Annotated in this window: 31 protein-coding genes; 28 read left to right on the top strand and 3 right to left on the bottom strand. The window is 65.8% G+C overall.

The annotated features are described in order from the left end of the window. The first annotated feature begins 131 nt into the window (after nt 1–131). Nucleotides 132–1475, top strand: coding sequence for a tyrosine-type recombinase/integrase (locus tag ACL03I_RS32925; RefSeq protein ID WP_412807878.1), 1344 nt, complete (start codon nt 132–134; stop codon nt 1473–1475). A 1-nt stretch (nt 1476) separates the two neighbouring features. Here ACL03I_RS32925 and ACL03I_RS32920 read toward each other — a convergent pair whose 3' ends face one another. The 3 genes from ACL03I_RS32920 to ACL03I_RS32910 form a co-directional block, all read right to left on the bottom strand. After that, nucleotides 1477–2169, bottom strand: coding sequence for a hypothetical protein (locus ACL03I_RS32920; protein ID WP_412807877.1), 693 nt, complete (start codon nt 2167–2169; stop codon nt 1477–1479). A 58-nt stretch (nt 2170–2227) separates the two neighbouring features. Next, nucleotides 2228–2542 (bottom strand): helix-turn-helix domain-containing protein, encoded by a 315-nt coding sequence (locus tag ACL03I_RS32915; RefSeq protein WP_412807876.1) that lies wholly within the window; start codon nt 2540–2542, stop codon nt 2228–2230. A gap of 452 nt (nt 2543–2994) precedes the next feature. Continuing rightward, a complete protein-coding gene (locus tag ACL03I_RS32910) occupies nt 2995–3261 on the bottom strand; it encodes a helix-turn-helix domain-containing protein (protein WP_412807875.1) in 267 nt (88 codons plus the stop codon). Nucleotides 3262–3403: 142 nt separating this feature from the next. On the opposite strand from ACL03I_RS32910, the gene ACL03I_RS32905 reads away from it, so the two are divergent. The 27 genes from ACL03I_RS32905 (at nt 3404) to ACL03I_RS32775 (ending at nt 16247) form a co-directional block, all read left to right on the top strand. Continuing rightward, nucleotides 3404–3640, top strand: coding sequence for a helix-turn-helix domain-containing protein (locus tag ACL03I_RS32905; RefSeq protein ID WP_412807874.1), 237 nt, complete (start codon nt 3404–3406; stop codon nt 3638–3640). Then, the gene (locus tag ACL03I_RS32900) at nt 3637–3879 is read left to right on the top strand and encodes a helix-turn-helix domain-containing protein (protein WP_412807873.1); all 243 of its coding nucleotides are present in this window, start codon (nt 3637–3639) and stop codon (nt 3877–3879) included. Before ACL03I_RS32905 ends, ACL03I_RS32900 begins: the two co-directional genes overlap by 4 nt. A 136-nt stretch (nt 3880–4015) precedes the next feature. Further along, nucleotides 4016–4600, top strand: coding sequence for a hypothetical protein (locus tag ACL03I_RS32895; RefSeq protein WP_412807872.1), 585 nt, complete (start codon nt 4016–4018; stop codon nt 4598–4600). Beyond that, nucleotides 4597–5286, top strand: a complete 690-nt coding sequence (locus tag ACL03I_RS32890; protein ID WP_412807871.1) for an ERF family protein — start codon at nt 4597–4599, stop codon at nt 5284–5286. The genes ACL03I_RS32895 and ACL03I_RS32890 overlap by 4 nt, the downstream gene beginning before the upstream one ends. 89 nt (nt 5287–5375) lie before the next feature. Continuing rightward, complete coding sequence (locus ACL03I_RS32885; RefSeq protein WP_412807870.1) at nt 5376–5708, top strand: hypothetical protein; 333 nt, start codon at nt 5376–5378, stop codon at nt 5706–5708. A 131-nt stretch (nt 5709–5839) separates the two neighbouring features. Further along, complete coding sequence (locus tag ACL03I_RS32880) at nt 5840–6706, top strand: hypothetical protein (RefSeq protein WP_412807869.1); 867 nt, start codon at nt 5840–5842, stop codon at nt 6704–6706. Further along, nucleotides 6703–7206 (top strand): hypothetical protein, encoded by a 504-nt coding sequence (locus ACL03I_RS32875; RefSeq protein WP_412807868.1) that lies wholly within the window; start codon nt 6703–6705, stop codon nt 7204–7206. The genes ACL03I_RS32880 and ACL03I_RS32875 overlap by 4 nt, the downstream gene beginning before the upstream one ends. A 38-nt stretch (nt 7207–7244) precedes the next feature. After that, on the top strand, nt 7245–7775 hold the full coding sequence (locus ACL03I_RS32870) for a hypothetical protein (protein WP_412807867.1): 531 nt from the start codon (nt 7245–7247) through the stop codon (nt 7773–7775). A gap of 86 nt (nt 7776–7861) precedes the next feature. Next, the gene (locus tag ACL03I_RS32865) at nt 7862–8545 is read left to right on the top strand and encodes a helix-turn-helix domain-containing protein (protein WP_412807866.1); all 684 of its coding nucleotides are present in this window, start codon (nt 7862–7864) and stop codon (nt 8543–8545) included. Nucleotides 8546–8702: 157 nt separating this feature from the next. Beyond that, nucleotides 8703–9047 carry a hypothetical protein gene (locus tag ACL03I_RS32860; protein ID WP_412807865.1) on the top strand — a complete coding sequence of 115 codons (345 nt, stop codon included), beginning with the start codon at nt 8703–8705 and terminating at the stop codon, nt 9045–9047. Then, nucleotides 9044–9703 (top strand): hypothetical protein, encoded by a 660-nt coding sequence (locus tag ACL03I_RS32855; protein ID WP_412807864.1) that lies wholly within the window; start codon nt 9044–9046, stop codon nt 9701–9703. Before ACL03I_RS32860 ends, ACL03I_RS32855 begins: the two co-directional genes overlap by 4 nt. After that, a complete protein-coding gene (locus tag ACL03I_RS32850; RefSeq protein ID WP_412807863.1) occupies nt 9703–10002 on the top strand; it encodes a hypothetical protein in 300 nt (99 codons plus the stop codon). The genes ACL03I_RS32855 and ACL03I_RS32850 overlap by 1 nt, the downstream gene beginning before the upstream one ends. After that, nucleotides 10002–10127, top strand: coding sequence for a hypothetical protein (locus ACL03I_RS32845; RefSeq protein WP_412807862.1), 126 nt, complete (start codon nt 10002–10004; stop codon nt 10125–10127). Before ACL03I_RS32850 ends, ACL03I_RS32845 begins: the two co-directional genes overlap by 1 nt. Beyond that, nucleotides 10124–10468, top strand: a complete 345-nt coding sequence (locus tag ACL03I_RS32840) for a hypothetical protein (protein WP_412807861.1) — start codon at nt 10124–10126, stop codon at nt 10466–10468. Before ACL03I_RS32845 ends, ACL03I_RS32840 begins: the two co-directional genes overlap by 4 nt. Beyond that, entirely contained in the window at nt 10465–11070 is a 606-nt protein-coding gene (locus tag ACL03I_RS32835; protein ID WP_412807860.1) for a hypothetical protein, read from the top strand. Before ACL03I_RS32840 ends, ACL03I_RS32835 begins: the two co-directional genes overlap by 4 nt. After that, nucleotides 11067–11393, top strand: coding sequence for a hypothetical protein (locus tag ACL03I_RS32830; RefSeq protein ID WP_412807859.1), 327 nt, complete (start codon nt 11067–11069; stop codon nt 11391–11393). The genes ACL03I_RS32835 and ACL03I_RS32830 overlap by 4 nt, the downstream gene beginning before the upstream one ends. Before the next feature lie 59 nt (nt 11394–11452). Further along, nucleotides 11453–11818, top strand: a complete 366-nt coding sequence (locus ACL03I_RS32825) for a hypothetical protein (protein ID WP_412807858.1) — start codon at nt 11453–11455, stop codon at nt 11816–11818. After that, complete coding sequence (locus tag ACL03I_RS32820; RefSeq protein ID WP_412807857.1) at nt 11815–12651, top strand: DUF2303 family protein; 837 nt, start codon at nt 11815–11817, stop codon at nt 12649–12651. The genes ACL03I_RS32825 and ACL03I_RS32820 overlap by 4 nt, the downstream gene beginning before the upstream one ends. Nucleotides 12652–12721: 70 nt before the next feature. Then, nucleotides 12722–12985 carry a hypothetical protein gene (locus ACL03I_RS32815; RefSeq protein WP_412807856.1) on the top strand — a complete coding sequence of 88 codons (264 nt, stop codon included), beginning with the start codon at nt 12722–12724 and terminating at the stop codon, nt 12983–12985. Beyond that, nucleotides 12982–13182, top strand: coding sequence for a hypothetical protein (locus tag ACL03I_RS32810; protein WP_412807855.1), 201 nt, complete (start codon nt 12982–12984; stop codon nt 13180–13182). The genes ACL03I_RS32815 and ACL03I_RS32810 overlap by 4 nt, the downstream gene beginning before the upstream one ends. Continuing rightward, on the top strand, nt 13179–13547 hold the full coding sequence (locus ACL03I_RS32805; RefSeq protein ID WP_412807854.1) for a hypothetical protein: 369 nt from the start codon (nt 13179–13181) through the stop codon (nt 13545–13547). The genes ACL03I_RS32810 and ACL03I_RS32805 overlap by 4 nt, the downstream gene beginning before the upstream one ends. Then, nucleotides 13544–13672: a hypothetical protein gene (locus ACL03I_RS32800; RefSeq protein WP_412807853.1), complete on the top strand. Its 129-nt coding sequence runs from the start codon at nt 13544–13546 to the stop codon at nt 13670–13672. Before ACL03I_RS32805 ends, ACL03I_RS32800 begins: the two co-directional genes overlap by 4 nt. A gap of 17 nt (nt 13673–13689) precedes the next feature. After that, nucleotides 13690–13890: a hypothetical protein gene (locus ACL03I_RS32795; RefSeq protein WP_412807852.1), complete on the top strand. Its 201-nt coding sequence runs from the start codon at nt 13690–13692 to the stop codon at nt 13888–13890. Continuing rightward, nucleotides 13880–14263: a hypothetical protein gene (locus tag ACL03I_RS32790; protein WP_412807851.1), complete on the top strand. Its 384-nt coding sequence runs from the start codon at nt 13880–13882 to the stop codon at nt 14261–14263. Before ACL03I_RS32795 ends, ACL03I_RS32790 begins: the two co-directional genes overlap by 11 nt. Before the next feature lie 14 nt (nt 14264–14277). After that, on the top strand, nt 14278–15042 hold the full coding sequence (locus ACL03I_RS32785; protein WP_412807850.1) for a VWA domain-containing protein: 765 nt from the start codon (nt 14278–14280) through the stop codon (nt 15040–15042). A 16-nt stretch (nt 15043–15058) separates the two neighbouring features. Then, on the top strand, nt 15059–15337 hold the full coding sequence (locus tag ACL03I_RS32780) for a hypothetical protein (RefSeq protein ID WP_412807849.1): 279 nt from the start codon (nt 15059–15061) through the stop codon (nt 15335–15337). A 358-nt stretch (nt 15338–15695) separates the two neighbouring features. After that, entirely contained in the window at nt 15696–16247 is a 552-nt protein-coding gene (locus ACL03I_RS32775) for a hypothetical protein (RefSeq protein WP_412807848.1), read from the top strand. Nucleotides 16248–16640: the final 393 nt, after the last annotated feature.

Genomic DNA, 16640 nt, shown 5'->3' with positions numbered 1-16640 from the left:
GTGCCGCCCGAGTCGTGTGTGGTGAACTGGGCGCTTCCGCGCAGGTCAGGAAAACGGTACGGCTAGAACAGTCCAGAACAGTCTGGCACCGGCTACAGTCGTTGGCCACACCTGCGCGATGGGGAGCAGCGATGGAACAACGAGATGGCCGGTGGGTCGACACCATCGAAGTCACGGCCGACACCCCGGCGGTTCTGAAGAAAAGGGTCGCCGCGGTCAACCGGTTGCTTCGGCAGTTGGAGAAGGAGAGGGAGAAGCCGCCGCGCGCTCAGGGTGAGGGGGCGCTCTACAAACGCGGTGACGGGATGTGGGTCGGGCGTGTCGAGCTGCCCCCGGGCCCGGACGGGAAGCGTCGGCGTTCCAAGCCGGTGTACTCCAAGGACCGTGCGACGGTGGTCGATAAGCTGGAGAAGCTGAAAGGCGTCCTGGCGAAGGGTCTCGATCAGCTCGACAGGCAACTGACCCTGGAGACATGGTTGGAGCGGTGGCTCGAGGAGATCGCGCGACCGAAGATGCGACCCCACGCGTGGAAGTCCTACCGGTCCGCGGTCAACACCCGCATCGTTCCGGCGATCGGCCCCAAGCGGCTCGCCGATCTACGGGCCGAGCACATCCGCTACATGCACAAGTGGATCCTCGCATCCACTTACGAGCGCGGCGGGAAGAAGATTCCCTACACCACGAGGTCAGTGGAGGAGGCGCACAACGTGCTCTCGGCCGCGCTCACCGACGCACTCACCGAGGGCCTGGTGCACCGCAACTGGTGCGAAGCCGTCGCCAAGCCGACGGTGCTGTCGGAGTCGCACGGCGCACTGACCTCCGAGCAGGCCCGGTCGGTCCTCATCGCCGCCATGAAGGACGGCGACGCGCTCGTCACCCGCTGGGCGGCCGGGCTGATGCTCGGCGGCCGGCAAGGCGAGTTGCTGGGGTTGCAGTGGGATCGGGTGAATCTGGATGAGGGCACGCTGGATTTGGCGTGGCAGCTGGAATGGTTGCCGCTGCACAAGGGCGCCAAGCCCGATGACCCGAAACGGTTCGCCGTGCCCGCGGGTTTCGAGTACATCCCGTTGTGGCGGGGTGCTGCTCTGACCCGGCCGAAGACCACGTTGTCTCAGCGGATGATTCCGCTGCCGGAGCCGTTGGCGGCGATCCTCGAGGTGTACCGCAAGTCTTGGACACCGAACCCGTGGAATCTGGTGTGGGTGTCGGCACGGGAGACGCCGATCTCGGATGCAGCGGACCGGCGGGGTTGGGCGGCGGCGCAGAAGCGCGCGAAGATCAGCGATCCGGTTGACGTGCACGGGATGCGTGGGACGACGGCGACGCTGTTGATGGAGGCCGGTGTGCCGGACTCCGTGGTGCAGGCGATCCTCGGTCATGCGTCGGTGCTGGTGACGCGGAAGTATCAGCGTGTCGATCTGACGATGGCGCGAAAGGCGTTGGGCAAACTCGATGTGCTTCTCGAGCTGTCCTGAATCACGCCGACGGTCTCGGTCGTCGACGGCCGAGACCGTACAGACCCGCAAGGGTCAGGGATACGGTCAGGGCCGTGCTCCATGCCTTCACGATGGGGACGGCGTGGTCTCGGAGGATGTCGGGGGCCGCGATCAGCAGGGTGATGGTGGTGATCGCGTAGGCGACTCCGACTGCACCGACCGCAGCGAGGGCCAGGAAAGGGCCACGGCGGATGCCCCGCAGTCCGGGCATGGCGATAACGACGCCAGCGATGACGAGCGCGCAGGTGGCTCCGAGTGTCACGGCGTAGAGGACGTTGTAGGCGACGGTCGGTGCGTCGCGCAGCTCCCATTCGTCCAACACGGGGATATCGGCCGCATGGCCCAATCTGGATGTCGCGATCATCGCGACGGCGATAGCTGCGATGAACGCTGCCCAACGTCCTCGAGCGCGATCGTCGTACAGGCGCAGGGCGATCAGGCCGATCAGGAAATTTCGCGCTACGAGGATGAGGACGTGGATCAGGTCGCTCATGTTCTCCCCCAGCGTCGGCGCGAGCGAGGCGTCTACTTGCTGGTCGAACAGGGGGCAGGTCGTGAAGACCCCGGCGACGGACAGGAACAGTACGAGAGTCATTGCCCGGCTGTCTTTGTCGGACCAGATGCGGACCCGTGCGAAAGCTACGACCAACATCAGGAAGACGACGACGAGCACACCGAGAGCGTAACGCGCAAATCGGACAGTAGCGGGAGATTCGCCAAATGTTGCACTATTACTTGCGATAGCCGATCGCGGCGTCGAGCTTCATCGCGGCCCGCTCGGCGAAGGTGGGGCACTCGCCGCGCTGCACCCTTCCCTTTGCGGACTTGAAGATTGCGTCACCGGTGGTTTCGAGTGCCTCCGCTATGGCGTCCAGCTGCTCGACGGACATGGCGCGCTCGTCGTATTCGAGCCTTTGATAGACGTTGGACGACAGTCCAGCTCGGCGCGCGGTTTCCTTCTGGGACAGCCCGAGTTCCTCGCGGCGTTCGGTCAGCTCGCGAGACAGCGCCCAGTTCAGCTCTCCCCGTCGTGCTGGTCGTGCCACGGTCCCAACCTTACGGGCAAAAGAGACCTTGCGGTACCCCCATGTGGGGGCTATGTTGCTATGTCAAGCAAGCGTACTTTTTGCGGGACACAACAGGAACATATTCAAAAATTCGCGTTCGACTGGCCCAACTGTCGGGGGAGGACCTGCCTACGCGCACAACGTTTCCAGAGGTGGAATGTGTGCAAATCATCCGGCGTGTTGCTCGAAAGGCTGACCCACTGGCCGCCGCGGCCCGAAAGTGCTCCAGCTCGGCTACCCCACCGCACCGGCGGCAGCCAGATCCAGCGGCGGGGTGACCGGTCATGAATGGTTACGACCAGTCAGCCCGCGCCGCCGAACTCTTCCAGCTCTATCGCGTTGTCACGGCAATCGACAGGCAACATCCAGAGTTGGTGTCGGTTCCCGAGTTCATTGAAACAGCTACGCGTCTTCACATGTCGGCCAGCGAGTTACTCGCGCATTGCCGCCTGGGCCGCGTCGATGAAGGCTCCCGGGCTTACGCCCAATGCTTCCGCGAGCGCGAATAGCTGACTGAATTTCATCTCTCGCTCGCCGTTCTCCAGGCGCCGGATCGTGTTGACCGCTAGGCCGGCTTTCTTTGCCAAGTCGGCTTGCAATAGCCCCCTCCTGACGCGCTCGGCTTTCAAGTGCCGCGCGACGGCGTAGTTGGCAGCCTCAACGGAGGTTCGCTCCGTTTGGCCCTCTGTGTCACCCATGCGGGACAGTCTTACCCCCAGTCGGGGTGGAATCAAGGTGGCGGACCCCACCATGGGGAGCCAAGATCACAGAGCGATCACGGAGCGATCAAACCCCTTCATGGGGTTGCCAACGCCCCAATTGGGGTTCTAGGCTCTCCGCATGGAGATTTCAGCATCGGTCCAGCACTACCGGGCCACTCTCCGGCGCTGCCGACGCGACCGTGAATGGTCACAAGTTGAGCTGGCCAAACGCGCCGGAATGAACGTCAACACCATCAGGCGCTTCGAAAGCGGCGAACGTGAGCCGCGCGTCGGGCAAATGGTGGCGCTCGCCGAAGTGCTCGAGGTGCCCGCGCACGAGTTCCTCCCCGACACCACGAAGGGGAGCAAATCGTGAAGACACGATCCGGAGCGCAGGTCACGGCTGGTCCGGTCCAGATCAGCTACAACGTGCGCCAGGCGGCGGAGGCCACAGGCATCGCCGAGTACACGCTGCGGAAGTTGGTGCGGGAGTGCAAGATTGCCGCCCGCTATCACGGAGCAAGCATCCTGATCGACGCGAAATCCCTTGAGCGCTACTACCAGTCGCTGCCGTCGGAACGGCAGGTCGAGCGGGAGTGCGCCGCGAATACATGATCTGCCGGTTCGTGCGCGAAGGGAAGCTCGCCGCCCGCAAGTGCGGCCGGAAGCTCCTGATCGATGCCGAATCCGCACGCCTCTGGTACGCATCCCTGCCCTCCGCATAACCCCACGAGAAGAAGGAAAGTCCCCGATGACCACCACTGAACCCACTATCGCTGAACCGGTGTCACGCCCGTACGACGACGACAGTATCGAGACCATCACCGAGCGTGTCGCCATCCTGTCGGCCCTGATCGCCGACGCGGGGGTATTGCGTGCGATGCACCGCGCGGCGCTGGAACGGCGACTCGGCCGCGGTAACAAGTGCACCGTGTTCGGCGAGGACGGGCAATCCACTCTCGGGTCGGCGAGTATGTCCAACCCGCTGAAAGACGAGGCGTACGTCACCGACCGCGCCGAATTCGAGAAGCACTGCCGCGCTGTCTATCCGGACAAGGTCGAGGACTGGTGGGAATTCATCGACCCGGAAGCCGCCGCGCAGATCGTCCGGGAGCGCGCCCCCCACCTGGTGCTGCTGCATCAAGGGGTGAGCAAGGAAGCCGAGGAAGCCGCGCTCGCGGCTGCTGTGACCACTGAGGTGCCCGGTACCGCCCGTAAGAAGAAGGACCCCCAGCTCACCGTCTCCACCACCACGCATACCCGCGCTGCGGTGAAAGCGCTGCTGGACTCGATGCCCGCACTGCGTGGCCTGGAAATCCCGGCGAAGAAGAAGTGACCGAACCAGTCGAGACCACCGAGCCGGAGGCCTTGGCCCCGCCGCAGATCCCGGTACACGAGGCGTTCGCGGCACTCCAGCGTGACGTGCAGGAGGTCGCGAAGACCTCACGCAACGAGGACGACGGATTCAATTTCCGGGGCATCGACGCCGTGATGAACGCCGTGGGTCCGGCTCAGCGCAAGCACGGGGTGTTCTTCACACCGAGGGTCCTGAGCTGGAAGACCGAGCGGTACCGCACCACCGACAACGTCGGAATGAAATGCGCAGAGGTCGAGGTCGAGTACACGGTGCGAGGTCCCGCCGGGGACAGCTTCACCGGGACCGCTGTCGGTGAAGCCGCCGATCGTGGCGACAAGGCCCTAGCCTCCGCGCAGAGTGTGGCGTTCCGGATCTTCCTGACGACCGGGATGACGATCCCCACCGAACAGCCGGACCCGGATGGGTCCAGCCACAAGCGGGCGGCGCACAGTGCCGAGGCTGCCGCCGCGATGGACGCCATGACCCAACTGTTCCGCGAGCACGCGGGCGGGGACAAAGAAGTGCTGGCGCAGATGCACGCCGAGGCCGTGAAGGAATTCGCTGAACGCCACGGCGGCATTGACATCCGGAATTGCTTGGACCCCAAACCGATCGAGGCATTGACCGAGGAGTACCGGGCGAAGCTGACCGCCCCGGCTTCCTGACTGATTCCCCTGTGGTTGGTGCGGGCACCGGAAGCACCCGGTGCCCGCCTTCCAACCAGTAGTACGAGACGAAAGCGAGGCTACTCGAGATGGACCACATAAGCCAAGCCGCGTCGGTCACAACGAAGGATGTCGATTCGCCCGTGTACGTGGCGCTTTCGGCCGCCGAGCGGGAGGCCGTCGATACCAGCCCTTTCGGGGCGCACATGGCGCTCAACCTCACGGCGCTCACCACACGCCGACTCTCCCACCATGCCCGCAATCTTTACTGGGAGCTGGGCATTCACGGGCAGCCGATGACCCATGAACAACTGCTGGCAGCGGTGCCGATGTCCCACAACAAACTTCGGCGCGCGCTCGCGCAACTCGATGCCCAGGGCTTGGTGAACTTGAACTCTGTTGCTCCAGAGGGTGGGCAGTGACCAAACCATCTCTAGCCCGGACGGTCACAGACCGCATCTGGAACATGGTGTGCGTCCGCGCTGCGCACATCAGGTTCACCCAGCCTCCGTACTGGCTCCTGGACAAAGGGCTCTCGCGCAGGGCTCGGGACGTGTGGGAAGCGATCGCCCGCTACATCGGGTTCAAGTCCCGCAAGGGACATCCTTTCCGCGCCACCATCGCCGAGGTAATGCATGTGTCCCTTTCGACGGTGGATCGCGGCCTTCGGGAACTGAAAGACGCGGGCGCCATCCTTGTGCGGGCGCGCGGCAAGAGGGGCGGCGGCCGTTCCAGTAACGAATACTGCCTGCTATGGGAGCCCCTGGAAGATCTCCTGGCAGACGAAGATTTGTCCGGCAAACTTGTCACTTCTGACAACATCGATCTTGTCAGCGGTGACGAGTTTGATTCGACCGGTCCGGCCACCGACACTGCTACCGGTGGTGAGCTGGACAGATCGGAGGCCAGCGGAAACCCCGAAACCAAACTTGTCAGCGGTGACGAGTTTGCCGGGTCTGTTTTCCAGAGCTTTCAAGAGGAAGGGGGAACTAGACGCGCGGCGAAACATGCTGCGGACGTATCGGTTTCGCCGGACTCACCTCCCCCCTCCGCATGCCCTAAGCACCCCGAAGGAACACCCGATCCCTGCGGCCCCTGCAAATGGCACCGACTCCGGCACGAGGCATGGAAGGCCGAGCGCGACGCCGAGCAGGCGCGGGCGGCCGACCGCGCCAGACTCGAAGCCCATCACCGCCGTATCGCCCTAGCCGCAGAAGAGGCCGCCCGCGAGCGGCAGCAGCGAGCAGCCGATATAGCGGCGTGCCAACTCTGCGACCGGCACGGGCAGCGTGAGGGCCGCAACTGCAACCACCGCGACCCCGAAGCCCGCCGCGCCGCCGTCGCCGCGTCCCGCACGTTCTTCCGGAACAAGCAACCCCGGTTCGGTCGCAGCGCTTCTCAACGAAGGAGAGCGTCGTGATCAGCCGGGAGCAGGTCGCCGAAATCCTCACCACCGTCGCGCATTATGACAATCGCCCGTTCACGAACCAGACGGTCGACACGTGGTACGAGCAGGCCCGCCGCGCCCGCTGGCACGTGGCCGACGCATTGGATGCCGTGCACGCGCACTTCCGGGAGCACCGCCGCCAGATCTATCCCCTCGACATCACCGAGCGCATCCGTGCCGCCCGCGACATCCCACGACTGCCCGGCCAGCCCAGCAGGAAACCTGCGCTGAGCCCACACGCGGACCCGGACTGCGCGATGTGCGACGAGTACGGGTGGGTGCTCGACAGCGAAGACCGCTACGGGTGGGTGATCCGCTGCCGCCACGACCCGAACCAGGTTTTCACGCCCCGCCCCGACGACCACCACGAAGCCGCCCAGCTGATCCGCGCCGGACGCGCCCTCGAAGACGAGGGCCACTACCGCCGCGTGCACGCCGCACCGGACCCCTCCGAGCCGAAGAGCGCCCGGTGAGCCCGCCGTCCCCGATCCGCCCTATCGAAGGAGCAGCGATGAGCGATCACCTATTCGACGTGGCAGCGGTCACCGCACTACACGGGCCGCCCCGCTGGCAAGAGGACGACGCACTGATAGAGGCGGCGATGAACGGCCGCGTCCACCACTCCCACCTCCAACCCGTCGACCGGGCATGGTTGATCGCCCAACTCACCCACCGCAACCACACAACCGAAACCATCGCCGCATGGCTGCACTGCTCACGGCGCACCGTTCAAATGGTGCGCCGCGAAGCCGTCGCCGTACTCACGCTGCGGCTACTCGCCGCCGAACAGGCAGCCAAACGCGCCTCAGCGCGCGCCGACGCCGCCCGCGTCACCCCAGCCGCGATGGCCCAGATCCTCGCCGAACGCGACCGGTTCCGCGACCAACGCGGCCAGCTGATCGACCAACTCGCCGAGATGCGCCGCCGCTGCAACGAACCCTGCGACCAAATCGTGATCGTCAAACCCATCCAGCCGCGACGCCGCCGCCCCCAACGCACCTGCGCACCCACCATGCCCCTGTTCGAGGTCGCCTCCAGATGACAGGCAGAACGCCGTACATCCGCAGCCGGGCAACATTCCTCGGTGGCAAACACGCCAGATACACCCTCGCCACCCACTACCCAGGAATGCCCGGCTACAGCCCCGCCGCCCCTGTACAGGCCCACATCCACGAACTCGGCCACTTCGGCATGTCGCAGCGCACCATCGCCGCCGACTCAGGGGTCAGTCAGGAAACGGTGCGCCTCATCGCCGCCGGCGAATACCAGATGGTCCGGACACGCACCTCGGTCGCCATACTCTCCGTCACCCACAGCCCGAATCCACGCCAACCCCATGTCCTCGCGATCGGCGCCACCCGCCGATTGCAGGCCCTGCAAACCCTGGCATGGCCGCTGGTGGTGCTCGCCGCCGAATCCGGTATCCAACTCGGCACGCTGTGGAAACTCAGCAACCGCACGCAGAAAACCACCAGATGGGAGATCTGGTCAGCGATCCACTCGATTTATCCGGGACTGTCCGGCACTCCCGGCCCATCCCCCCAGACGCAACGTGAAGCCATCGCCGCCGGTTGGCTATCCACGATGGACTGGGAAGCCGAAGACGTCGATATCGATGATCCCCGCATAACCCCGCAGGCAAGTGGACGCGAACTCCCGAGAACCACTCAGGAGCTATCCGCGCGCCGCGCCGCCGAAGCCGCGGATCACCTCGGATTGGGCTCGTCGGTCGAGCAAATCGCCCGCCGTATGGGGATCTCGGAACGGCAGGTGGAACGGCTACTCAAACGCGACCCAACCACGCAACCATAAGGGTAATAGTTTGTACTGTCGCAAGTTCATACCGTCGACCAACTGATATCAATACGCCTTTACAGCGCACAGTATCGACTTGAATAGTCGTCATCAGGTATGTAGAGTCAAACCCGCAGACGGACTACACCGTCACCCACCGGAAGGAACCGGATTCATGATCGACACCCAAGACCGGACCGTCGCGCGGTTCGTCGTCTACCTCACCAACCGGCTCAACCCCGCCGACACCCGCCGCATCGTCATCGAACGCGAACCCCGCACCGTCACCACTTGGCAGCAGGCACGCGACTATGCCGCCGAAATCATCGGCCCCGCATGGGAAACCGGTTCCGTCATCCCCATCACCGAACCCGCCGAAGCCGTCCACGTCCTTGACGCACTCGACACCCTCCGCAACCAGCTCACCGCCGCCGCGCCCCCGCCCGCCAGCATCGCCACGCCCCTGTGCCCCGGCGGGCTCGCCTGCTGGTGCCACAACGACACAGGAACCGACCAATGACCGACTGGAAGCTGTGCGGGGACTGCGGAGACCTGCACCCCACCGACTCCTCCTCCGCGACGCTGCTGCTCCAGTACACGAAGCAGAACCAGCACGACGGCAAGCTGTCCCCCGCTGACGCCGAAGCCCTGCGGCTCGTCGCGAAATGCGTGCACGCCCAGCTGTACGCCGCGACCGCCGACGTGCACAACCTCCAGCTCGAGCTGCAACGGCAGCGCGCCGAAGCGATGGCGGCCAGCGGGCGGCCCGCTGGGGCCGTCAGCGACAGCGGCACCCAGTACGCGGTGTGTAAACGCAACGGCGACATCATCGAATCTCCCTCGCTGGACTTCGCGGTCAACCGCTTCGACAACATGCAGGCTCAGGCCGAAGAACTCGGATTCGAGTCCTGCGGCGCGGCGGTCATCCGCCGGGAATGGGCGATGCACACCACGGACTGGGAAACCGTGCCCGACGACGAACTCGAGCAGGCCCGCGCCGACGGCGTGTGCCCGGACTGCGGCGGATCAGGCGGCCACGGCGAAGAACCTTGCAACACCTGTGCAGGCAACTACAGCCGCAACGGCGCATTCACCCAGCCCGACCCCGCCGACGCCTGGGACGCCAAGCCGATGCCGCCCCGCCAGCACGACTACATCGACGAGCCCCCGTTCTGATGAGTGCCGACATCACACCGGCCGATCTGCCGGAATGTAAAAACCTCGACACCGTCATGCTCACCTGCCCCCACTACCAGGGGATCAAGGACGCGTCGTGCGTAAACGGCTGCCGGGAGGAACCCTCCTGCCAGACAGACGAACCTCTCCACGGCTGGAAGCCGCGTGACCGTCACGGCCGGTTCGTTGCAGTCACCCACGAACAGCTGAAATCGGCCGCGCAACAACGGTGGAACGACCACCAGGCGCGGCGACATACCCGCCTCGTGGCCGCCCCGGACCGTGAGGTGTCACCCTGATGCGCACTCGACTCCGCTGGGCCCTGTGCCAGTTCTGCAACGGCCAAGGCGAACTCGTCGGCTGCTACCTCTGCCCCGGCGGTAGCGGCGAGATCTCGACCGACGACGACCGGGTGGCCCGGTGACCGACTCCCTGTTCCCCGACCTCGAACCAGTCCAGACCCCGGACCGGTTCGAGGGCATGGGCCACGACGCGCGCCGCACCGCCCGCCAAGCCGACCTGATCGCCGCGGGCGCCAACCCGGCTACTCGCCTGCCCCTGCACCGCGACGCCGCCACCGACCGCAGCGGACCGGGCCTGCGCTGCCGCGACTGCACCCACCTTTACCGCACAGGCGCCGGGAACAAGGACTTCCTCAAATGCGAGAAGGCCGGAACGTACAACGCGCGCGGCTCATGGGGACCCGACGTAAGAGCGTGGTGGCCAGCATGCCGACTCTTCGAATCGAAGGACCAACCGGAATGAGAACCGACACAGGCGATTACGCGCGGTCGTACCGCAGCTTCCTCTCCTCCACGTCCACTCTCGATATGGAAGTGGTGTACGACGACGACCTGAACCGGCACATTCGATTCGGTCAGGTCGGCGCTGTCGGCTGGTTCGCCCTCGTCACCTGGCCGCGCCGTCTCGTCATCACCGGCGACATGGGCGACTACATGTTCGCCGGAAGCGAGGACATGTTCGAGTACTTCCGCGGGTCACAACGATGGATCAACCCTGGCTACTGGGCAACTCTCCTGCGCGCCACGGGCGACCCCGTCCGGGAGGTCTCCGATCAGAAGGTCATCCACCACGCCGTCCGCGACTTCTGGCGGCGCCGCGGGAACTCGATCGGCGAGAACGCCGAACTTTTCCGCGCGATCCGGGATGAAGTCCTCGCACAGGCCGGACACGGTGGCGAGCGCGAAGCCCTGGAGGAGTTCTGCCACCGCCTCACCGACGGCACCCTGTTCACCTTCCCGGACTCCGCGCAATGGGATCTGGACGACTGGTCCATCCACTACCTGCGCGCCTGCCACGCCATCGTCTGGGGCATCGGCCGCTACCGCGAGGCGGCCACCCATTGAACCGCGCCCACCACGAACTCACCGACACACGCCGCCCCATCGGCAGCGGCGTGTGGATCGCGGTGTGCGCATGCAAGTTCGAAACCCCTGGCGAGAAGAAACGCAAGGCAGCGATTCGCCTGATCGAAGGACATATCCGCAAGGAGGCCAACCGACTCGACTCCTGCCCTCATCCCCGCAAGCAACGGTTCCTGCGGCAAGAAACTGCGGTCGCCAACCTCGGCCGCCGATGGCGGCACATCCATCCGGGCCAGCTGATCGCCCACACCTACCTCTGCCGGTGCGGCTACTGGCACCTCACCAAGAGAGACCAAACCCCATAACGGACTGCACATCGACGGCGTACCCCTGTCCCCGACCTCACCCCTGAAAGGACCACCCCGTGCCCGACGCCACCGAAGACGACGACCCCCAGCACATCCGCCCGTTCGTGGAGTTCTTCGCCGACCTACGCCGCGGCGCACCCCACGAGGAGGCCAGCACCGCCCTGCACGACCTCATCGCCGCCGTCAAAGAAACCCGCAAGTCGGGCCGCCTGACCATCACGTTCGAGGTCGGCATCAACAAGGGCACCGACATGGTCCTGATCAAGGACGCCGTCACCACGAGATTGCCGCGCCTGGACCGCCCGCACTCCCTCTGGTTCGTAGACGGCGACGGCAACCCCACCCGCCACGACCCCACCCAACTCCAGCTCGACGTGGCCGCCGGTGTCCGCGTCATCACCCCCGGAAAGAAGAAGGCATGACCGACCAGACCACCGAAGCCGCAGCCATCGCCGAGATCGCCCACGAAAGCGACCGATTCGCGCAGGAGTACACCCCCAGCGACGGAGTCCTCCACATCAACATCCGCCGCGACAACGAGCGCGTGGAAGCCCGCTCCTACGAGGAGTACCTGGACGAACCCACCCGGCCCCGCGGCACCAGCTCCGTCACCGAACCGGGATCGTTCACCACCCTCCTCGCGATGGACCCCCATCACGGCGCATTGGTCTACGCCGACGAAACCACCAACCGGCTCACCGCCGTCATCAACTGGGACGGCTGGGCCGATCACCGGATCGTGCTCCAGCTCACCTACTCCGACCAGTACCAGCGATGGTCCGCCCGCTCCGGAAAGTGGTTCAACCAACTCGACTTCGCCGAGATGCTCGAGGATTTCGCCGCTGACATCTACGAACCGGCCGCCGCCGACATGATCGAACTGGCCCAGTCGTTCCAGGCCGCCCGCACCGGCTCGTTCGAATCCTCCACCCGCCTCGACAACGGGGCCGTGTCCTTCCGATTCCGGGAAGACGTCAACGCCACAGCAGGCGCCGGACAACTCGAGGTGCCGGAAACCTTCATCCTCCGCATCCCGATCCTGCGCGGCGGCGACTACGTCGAGATCGTCGCGAAGCTGCGCTACCGCATCGAGGACCACCGGCTGAAACTCGGGTTCAAGGTGCCCGGCTTGGACGACATCGGCTTGCGCGCATTCACCGACGCCACCGCCGAGGTCATCGCCGGACTCGCAGAGCCACACGGCCACACCGTCGTCTACGGCCCCGCTCCCGCCGAGATCCGCCCCCTGCCCTGATCCACCCGACCGGCGCGGGCCGTAAGGGGTTGCGGCCCGCGCCCCCTCGAACGCCCCCTCTGGAGAACTCTTGCCCACCCCACTCGAATTCACCACCCCCGGCGGCCATTTCACCATCAGCACCCGCGGATGGACCACCGAGGAACGCCCCCAGGTCTTGGCCGAACTCCGCCCCCTGATCGCCGGACTCCGCCTCGCCTTCCCTGAACTCGACAACGGCGCCACCCTCACGGGCCTCGCCCACCTGTCCGGCATCGTCGCCAACGCATTCAATTCCGACGACACGGACCAGGCAGCCGCATACACCGAACTCGCCGCGGACGATCTGCGATGAACCGCGACATGCTCATCCTCGCCCTCACCGGATTCGTCGTCGCTGCGGTCCTGCCTGTGCCCTTCATGCTCCTCGTCGGCGCAGCGACCGTCCTGTGCATCGCGGTGACCGCCGACTTCCCCGAACCCACCCTGCCCGCCGCGCTCCGACCCGCAGGACCCGCGCAACCGACCACCGGCGGGAGGCATCGCCGATGACCAACCCCGGACTCGAAGACAACTCCGAGACGATTGCCGAGCAGGTCCAGAACCTCCCCGATCTGCCGCGTTGGTGGCTGTCTTTCGTGGACACCACCAAGTCCGCACCTCCCGACGAGCAGGTACCCGGTGGTGGCGGCTTCCTGGGTGTATCGATCGTCCGCGCCTTCGACTTCATGACCGCGGTGAACATCGCTCACGCGCTCGGCTGCAACCCCGGCGGCGAGGTCAGGGGCTACCCGATGCGCCCCGACGATCCCACCCCACGCGAGTACGAGGGCCGCCTGCTCACCCGCGACGAAATCGACTATCTGGACGCGCTCGACAACGCCACCGACGACCACGAAGGAACCAACACGCCATGACCGAACTCCTGCTCACCCTCCGCGAATCCCTCGACTGCGTACTCCACTACCCGATACGCACCCTCGAACTCTGGGAGCCCGTCTACTCGACACCGATCCTGCGTATCCCGTGGGGACCGCGGTGACCCGGCACGCTCTCTGGGTGTTCCGACGCTCGGTCGGCGCGGCATTCGCCATCGTCGCCCTGTGGATCGTCGCCGTCCTGGCTGGGTTCTGCGCGTTCGTGGGTCTCATGACCGCCCTCTCCCCACGCATCAGCCCCGCTGCTGCCGCGGTGACATGCATCCTCATCGGCCTCGCGTTCAGCGCGTACGCGGTATGGAGCTGGCGACGTGCCCGCTGAACTCGTCCGCCGCGCCTGCCCGAAACCCTCAGCGCAGCAACCTGAACCGCTGATCATCGGCGAGTACCGCACCCGCCCGATCGTCACCGCCCGCTCCGGCGGGCTATGCGAACGCTGCGGCGCGCGCGCCCACTCGGTCCACCACCGCCGCAACGCAGGCCAAGGCGGCCCCTGGACCCCCCAAAACTGCGTCCACCTGTGCGGCGACGGAACCCGCCTCTGCCACGGGTGGATCACCACCCACCCCGACAACGCTCACAGCGAAGGCTACGCCCTCAAACACGGCGACAACCCCGCCCTCATCCCGATCACCCACTGGCTATATGGCGCCGTCCGCCTGGACGACACCGGCGGCTACGTACTCGCCGCTTGAAAGGAAACCGAACCATGGGACTGTTCAACCGCAACCGCGGCCAATCCACCGCCGCCCCACGCACGATCACCCTCACCAAGAGCACCGGACCAGCTGTTGATCGCGCCACCGTCGAACAGCGCGGCAGCGTCGACCTGACCAAAAAGTTCGACAAGGCCGGGATCTCCCTGTCCAAGGCCGGACTCGACGGCATCCGCGCCGAAGCCATAATGATCCTCGACCACTCCGGTTCCATGCTCGACGACTACCGCAACGGCCTCGTACAGACCCTCGTGGACCGTGCGCTCGCCTTCACATTGCAGATCGACGGCGACGGCAAGATCCCCGTCCTGCCGTTCGACTCCCGCCTCTGGCCCACCGTCACAGTCGGCCTCGACAACTACCACGGTGTCGTGGACCGCGACATCTTCCGCCCGCAACGGATGGGCGGCACCTACCTGAGCTACCCGCTCCAAGCAGTGCTGGACATGGCCAAGACCGCCAACTCACCCCTGTATGTCGTGATCGTCACCGACGACGACCCCACCGACGAACACGACGTGATCCGCCTGCTCAAGGAATTGAAGCGGCACGCGGTGTTCGTGAAAGTCCTGACACTCGTCAAAGCCCCGTTCTGGGACCGCATGGACGACCTCACCGTCCCCGGCCTGATCGACAACCTCGACGCCAAACGCATCAAAGACCCGGCCGGCATGTCCGATCTCGCGTTCGCCGACGTGATGGTGGACGAGTGGTCCACGTGGGTTGAACTCGCCACCCGCGCCGGAATCCTCCAGTAGCGGCGGGATTCGAGTGATGCCCGACGAAGCGCAGTGGTGGTTCTGCCGTGAGACCGCGCTCCCCGTCACCCGCATCACCGTCGACCGCCACGGCCGCTACCCGCCGAGCGTCACCATCGGCGGCCAGCTGATCAGGCTCACCCCGGACGAAAACGGCCACACGATCACCTACAACCACGCCGACCGCTGGCTGTCGGTGCGCTGCGTCAAGCCACCCCAGCACGGCCAGTGGAACAACCACCCGCCCGTACTGGACCGCATCCCCCGATTGGGCACACCCGAAGGAGAACCGTGACCCTCCGAACGCCCGCGCGTCGCCCGCGGTGGTCTCGATGAACAGCCCCATTCCTCGCCCCCGCTGCATGTGCGGCCACCGCTACGCAGCCCACATCCGCCGCCGCGAGCAGTGCCTGCACCGAGACCCCCTCGGACACCGATGCCGCTGCACCATCTACCGAGAGGCTCCGACTACGCATGGTTGACACGCCAGCGAACCAGACGAGCAGCCATGAATGGGGACCGCCGGTCATGCGCGACGGCACGCCGGTCATGCCGTGCACACGGCCACACTGCCGAGTCGTGTGGTGGCCCGACCGCAACGAACCGATGTCGAAATGCGAACCCCGCCGCCCCAAACGAAAGCAGACCGACCGATGACCCACTTCTGGGTCCGGTCCGCGACGATGCCCGACGGCAGATACGGCGTCAGCATCGAACTCGGACCCGACCGGGCATTCACCCTCGACCGCACCGCGGCCCTCAAATACGCCGCCGCCTGCTGTTATGAGGCGACCGCAGCCGAACACTCCGCGGCGGTCCTGCGGCTGTTCACCGAGAAGCTGAATATTCCACGCGAAGAGGCAGCCGCATTCGTGCGACGAGACTTGGCCCCCGACCCCAGCACCGCGAGGGCCACCGCTCCCGTACGGTTCATCGCCGCCGCCGGTCGGGCCAAACATCCATGTCCGGACGCTGGGAAGACGATCGGCCTCGTCCGCATCGAACATGACGGCATCGAGCAGGGATGGGTCTCCCCGGAAGAACTGCGAAACCACGCGACCGGTGTGCTCAGTGCGCTCGCCGCGACCGAGCTCGACACCCGACTGATGGGGGCACTGGTCGAGGTGATCGAACTGGACGAAGCCAGCGCGCGGGCGATAGTGCACCAGTTGGGCGATTTCATACCGGGACGGACCGTCGAGTGACCAAGCGGCCCCGTCCCGGTGTCCGCGTCTATGACCCGGTGTGCTCTATCGCGGGGTGCGGGAAACCGCACGCTTCCCGCGGCTGGTGCATCACGCATTACTCCCGCTGGCGTCGCCACGGCGATCCCCACACCGTGCTGCCCTTCTGCCCGCCGCCTCCCCCCAAACGCGGCCCACGAAAACCGCCGGTGTTGTGCTCGGTGATCGGGTGCGATCGGGTGGCCCACGCGCGCGGCTGGTGCACAAAGCACTACCACGCCTGGTGCCGTAACGGCGACCCGGTGAAACCCGCACCCCGCAATCCCCCCGCCAAACGAACGCACTGCAAGTACCGGCACCCGCTGTCGGGCAACAACATCCGGGTTCATCAGCGCCCCGACGGAAGTTCCTACC

It is taken from the genome of Nocardia sichangensis, from assembly GCF_047200615.1.
Taxonomy (GTDB): domain Bacteria; phylum Actinomycetota; class Actinomycetes; order Mycobacteriales; family Mycobacteriaceae; genus Nocardia; species Nocardia sichangensis.
Note: the sequence above shows the minus strand (reverse complement) of the source record. Positions and strands in the feature narration are given on the sequence as shown.

Coding starts and splice junctions, on each gene's coding strand:
- ACL03I_RS32925 (WP_412807878.1), top strand. CDS start 132: ATGGAACAACGAGATGGCCGGTGGGTCGACACCATCGAAGTCACGGCC.
- ACL03I_RS32910 (WP_412807875.1), bottom strand. CDS start 3,261: ATGGGTGACACAGAGGGCCAAACGGAGCGAACCTCCGTTGAGGCTGCC.
- ACL03I_RS32905 (WP_412807874.1), top strand. CDS start 3,404: ATGGAGATTTCAGCATCGGTCCAGCACTACCGGGCCACTCTCCGGCGC.
- ACL03I_RS32895 (WP_412807872.1), top strand. CDS start 4,016: ATGACCACCACTGAACCCACTATCGCTGAACCGGTGTCACGCCCGTAC.
- ACL03I_RS32885 (WP_412807870.1), top strand. CDS start 5,376: ATGGACCACATAAGCCAAGCCGCGTCGGTCACAACGAAGGATGTCGAT.
- ACL03I_RS32870 (WP_412807867.1), top strand. CDS start 7,245: ATGAGCGATCACCTATTCGACGTGGCAGCGGTCACCGCACTACACGGG.
- ACL03I_RS32865 (WP_412807866.1), top strand. CDS start 7,862: ATGCCCGGCTACAGCCCCGCCGCCCCTGTACAGGCCCACATCCACGAA.
- ACL03I_RS32860 (WP_412807865.1), top strand. CDS start 8,703: ATGATCGACACCCAAGACCGGACCGTCGCGCGGTTCGTCGTCTACCTC.
- ACL03I_RS32855 (WP_412807864.1), top strand. CDS start 9,044: ATGACCGACTGGAAGCTGTGCGGGGACTGCGGAGACCTGCACCCCACC.
- ACL03I_RS32850 (WP_412807863.1), top strand. CDS start 9,703: ATGAGTGCCGACATCACACCGGCCGATCTGCCGGAATGTAAAAACCTC.
- ACL03I_RS32845 (WP_412807862.1), top strand. CDS start 10,002: ATGCGCACTCGACTCCGCTGGGCCCTGTGCCAGTTCTGCAACGGCCAA.
- ACL03I_RS32835 (WP_412807860.1), top strand. CDS start 10,465: ATGAGAACCGACACAGGCGATTACGCGCGGTCGTACCGCAGCTTCCTC.
- ACL03I_RS32820 (WP_412807857.1), top strand. CDS start 11,815: ATGACCGACCAGACCACCGAAGCCGCAGCCATCGCCGAGATCGCCCAC.
- ACL03I_RS32810 (WP_412807855.1), top strand. CDS start 12,982: ATGAACCGCGACATGCTCATCCTCGCCCTCACCGGATTCGTCGTCGCT.
- ACL03I_RS32805 (WP_412807854.1), top strand. CDS start 13,179: ATGACCAACCCCGGACTCGAAGACAACTCCGAGACGATTGCCGAGCAG.
- ACL03I_RS32800 (WP_412807853.1), top strand. CDS start 13,544: ATGACCGAACTCCTGCTCACCCTCCGCGAATCCCTCGACTGCGTACTC.
- ACL03I_RS32785 (WP_412807850.1), top strand. CDS start 14,278: ATGGGACTGTTCAACCGCAACCGCGGCCAATCCACCGCCGCCCCACGC.
- ACL03I_RS32780 (WP_412807849.1), top strand. CDS start 15,059: ATGCCCGACGAAGCGCAGTGGTGGTTCTGCCGTGAGACCGCGCTCCCC.
- ACL03I_RS32775 (WP_412807848.1), top strand. CDS start 15,696: ATGACCCACTTCTGGGTCCGGTCCGCGACGATGCCCGACGGCAGATAC.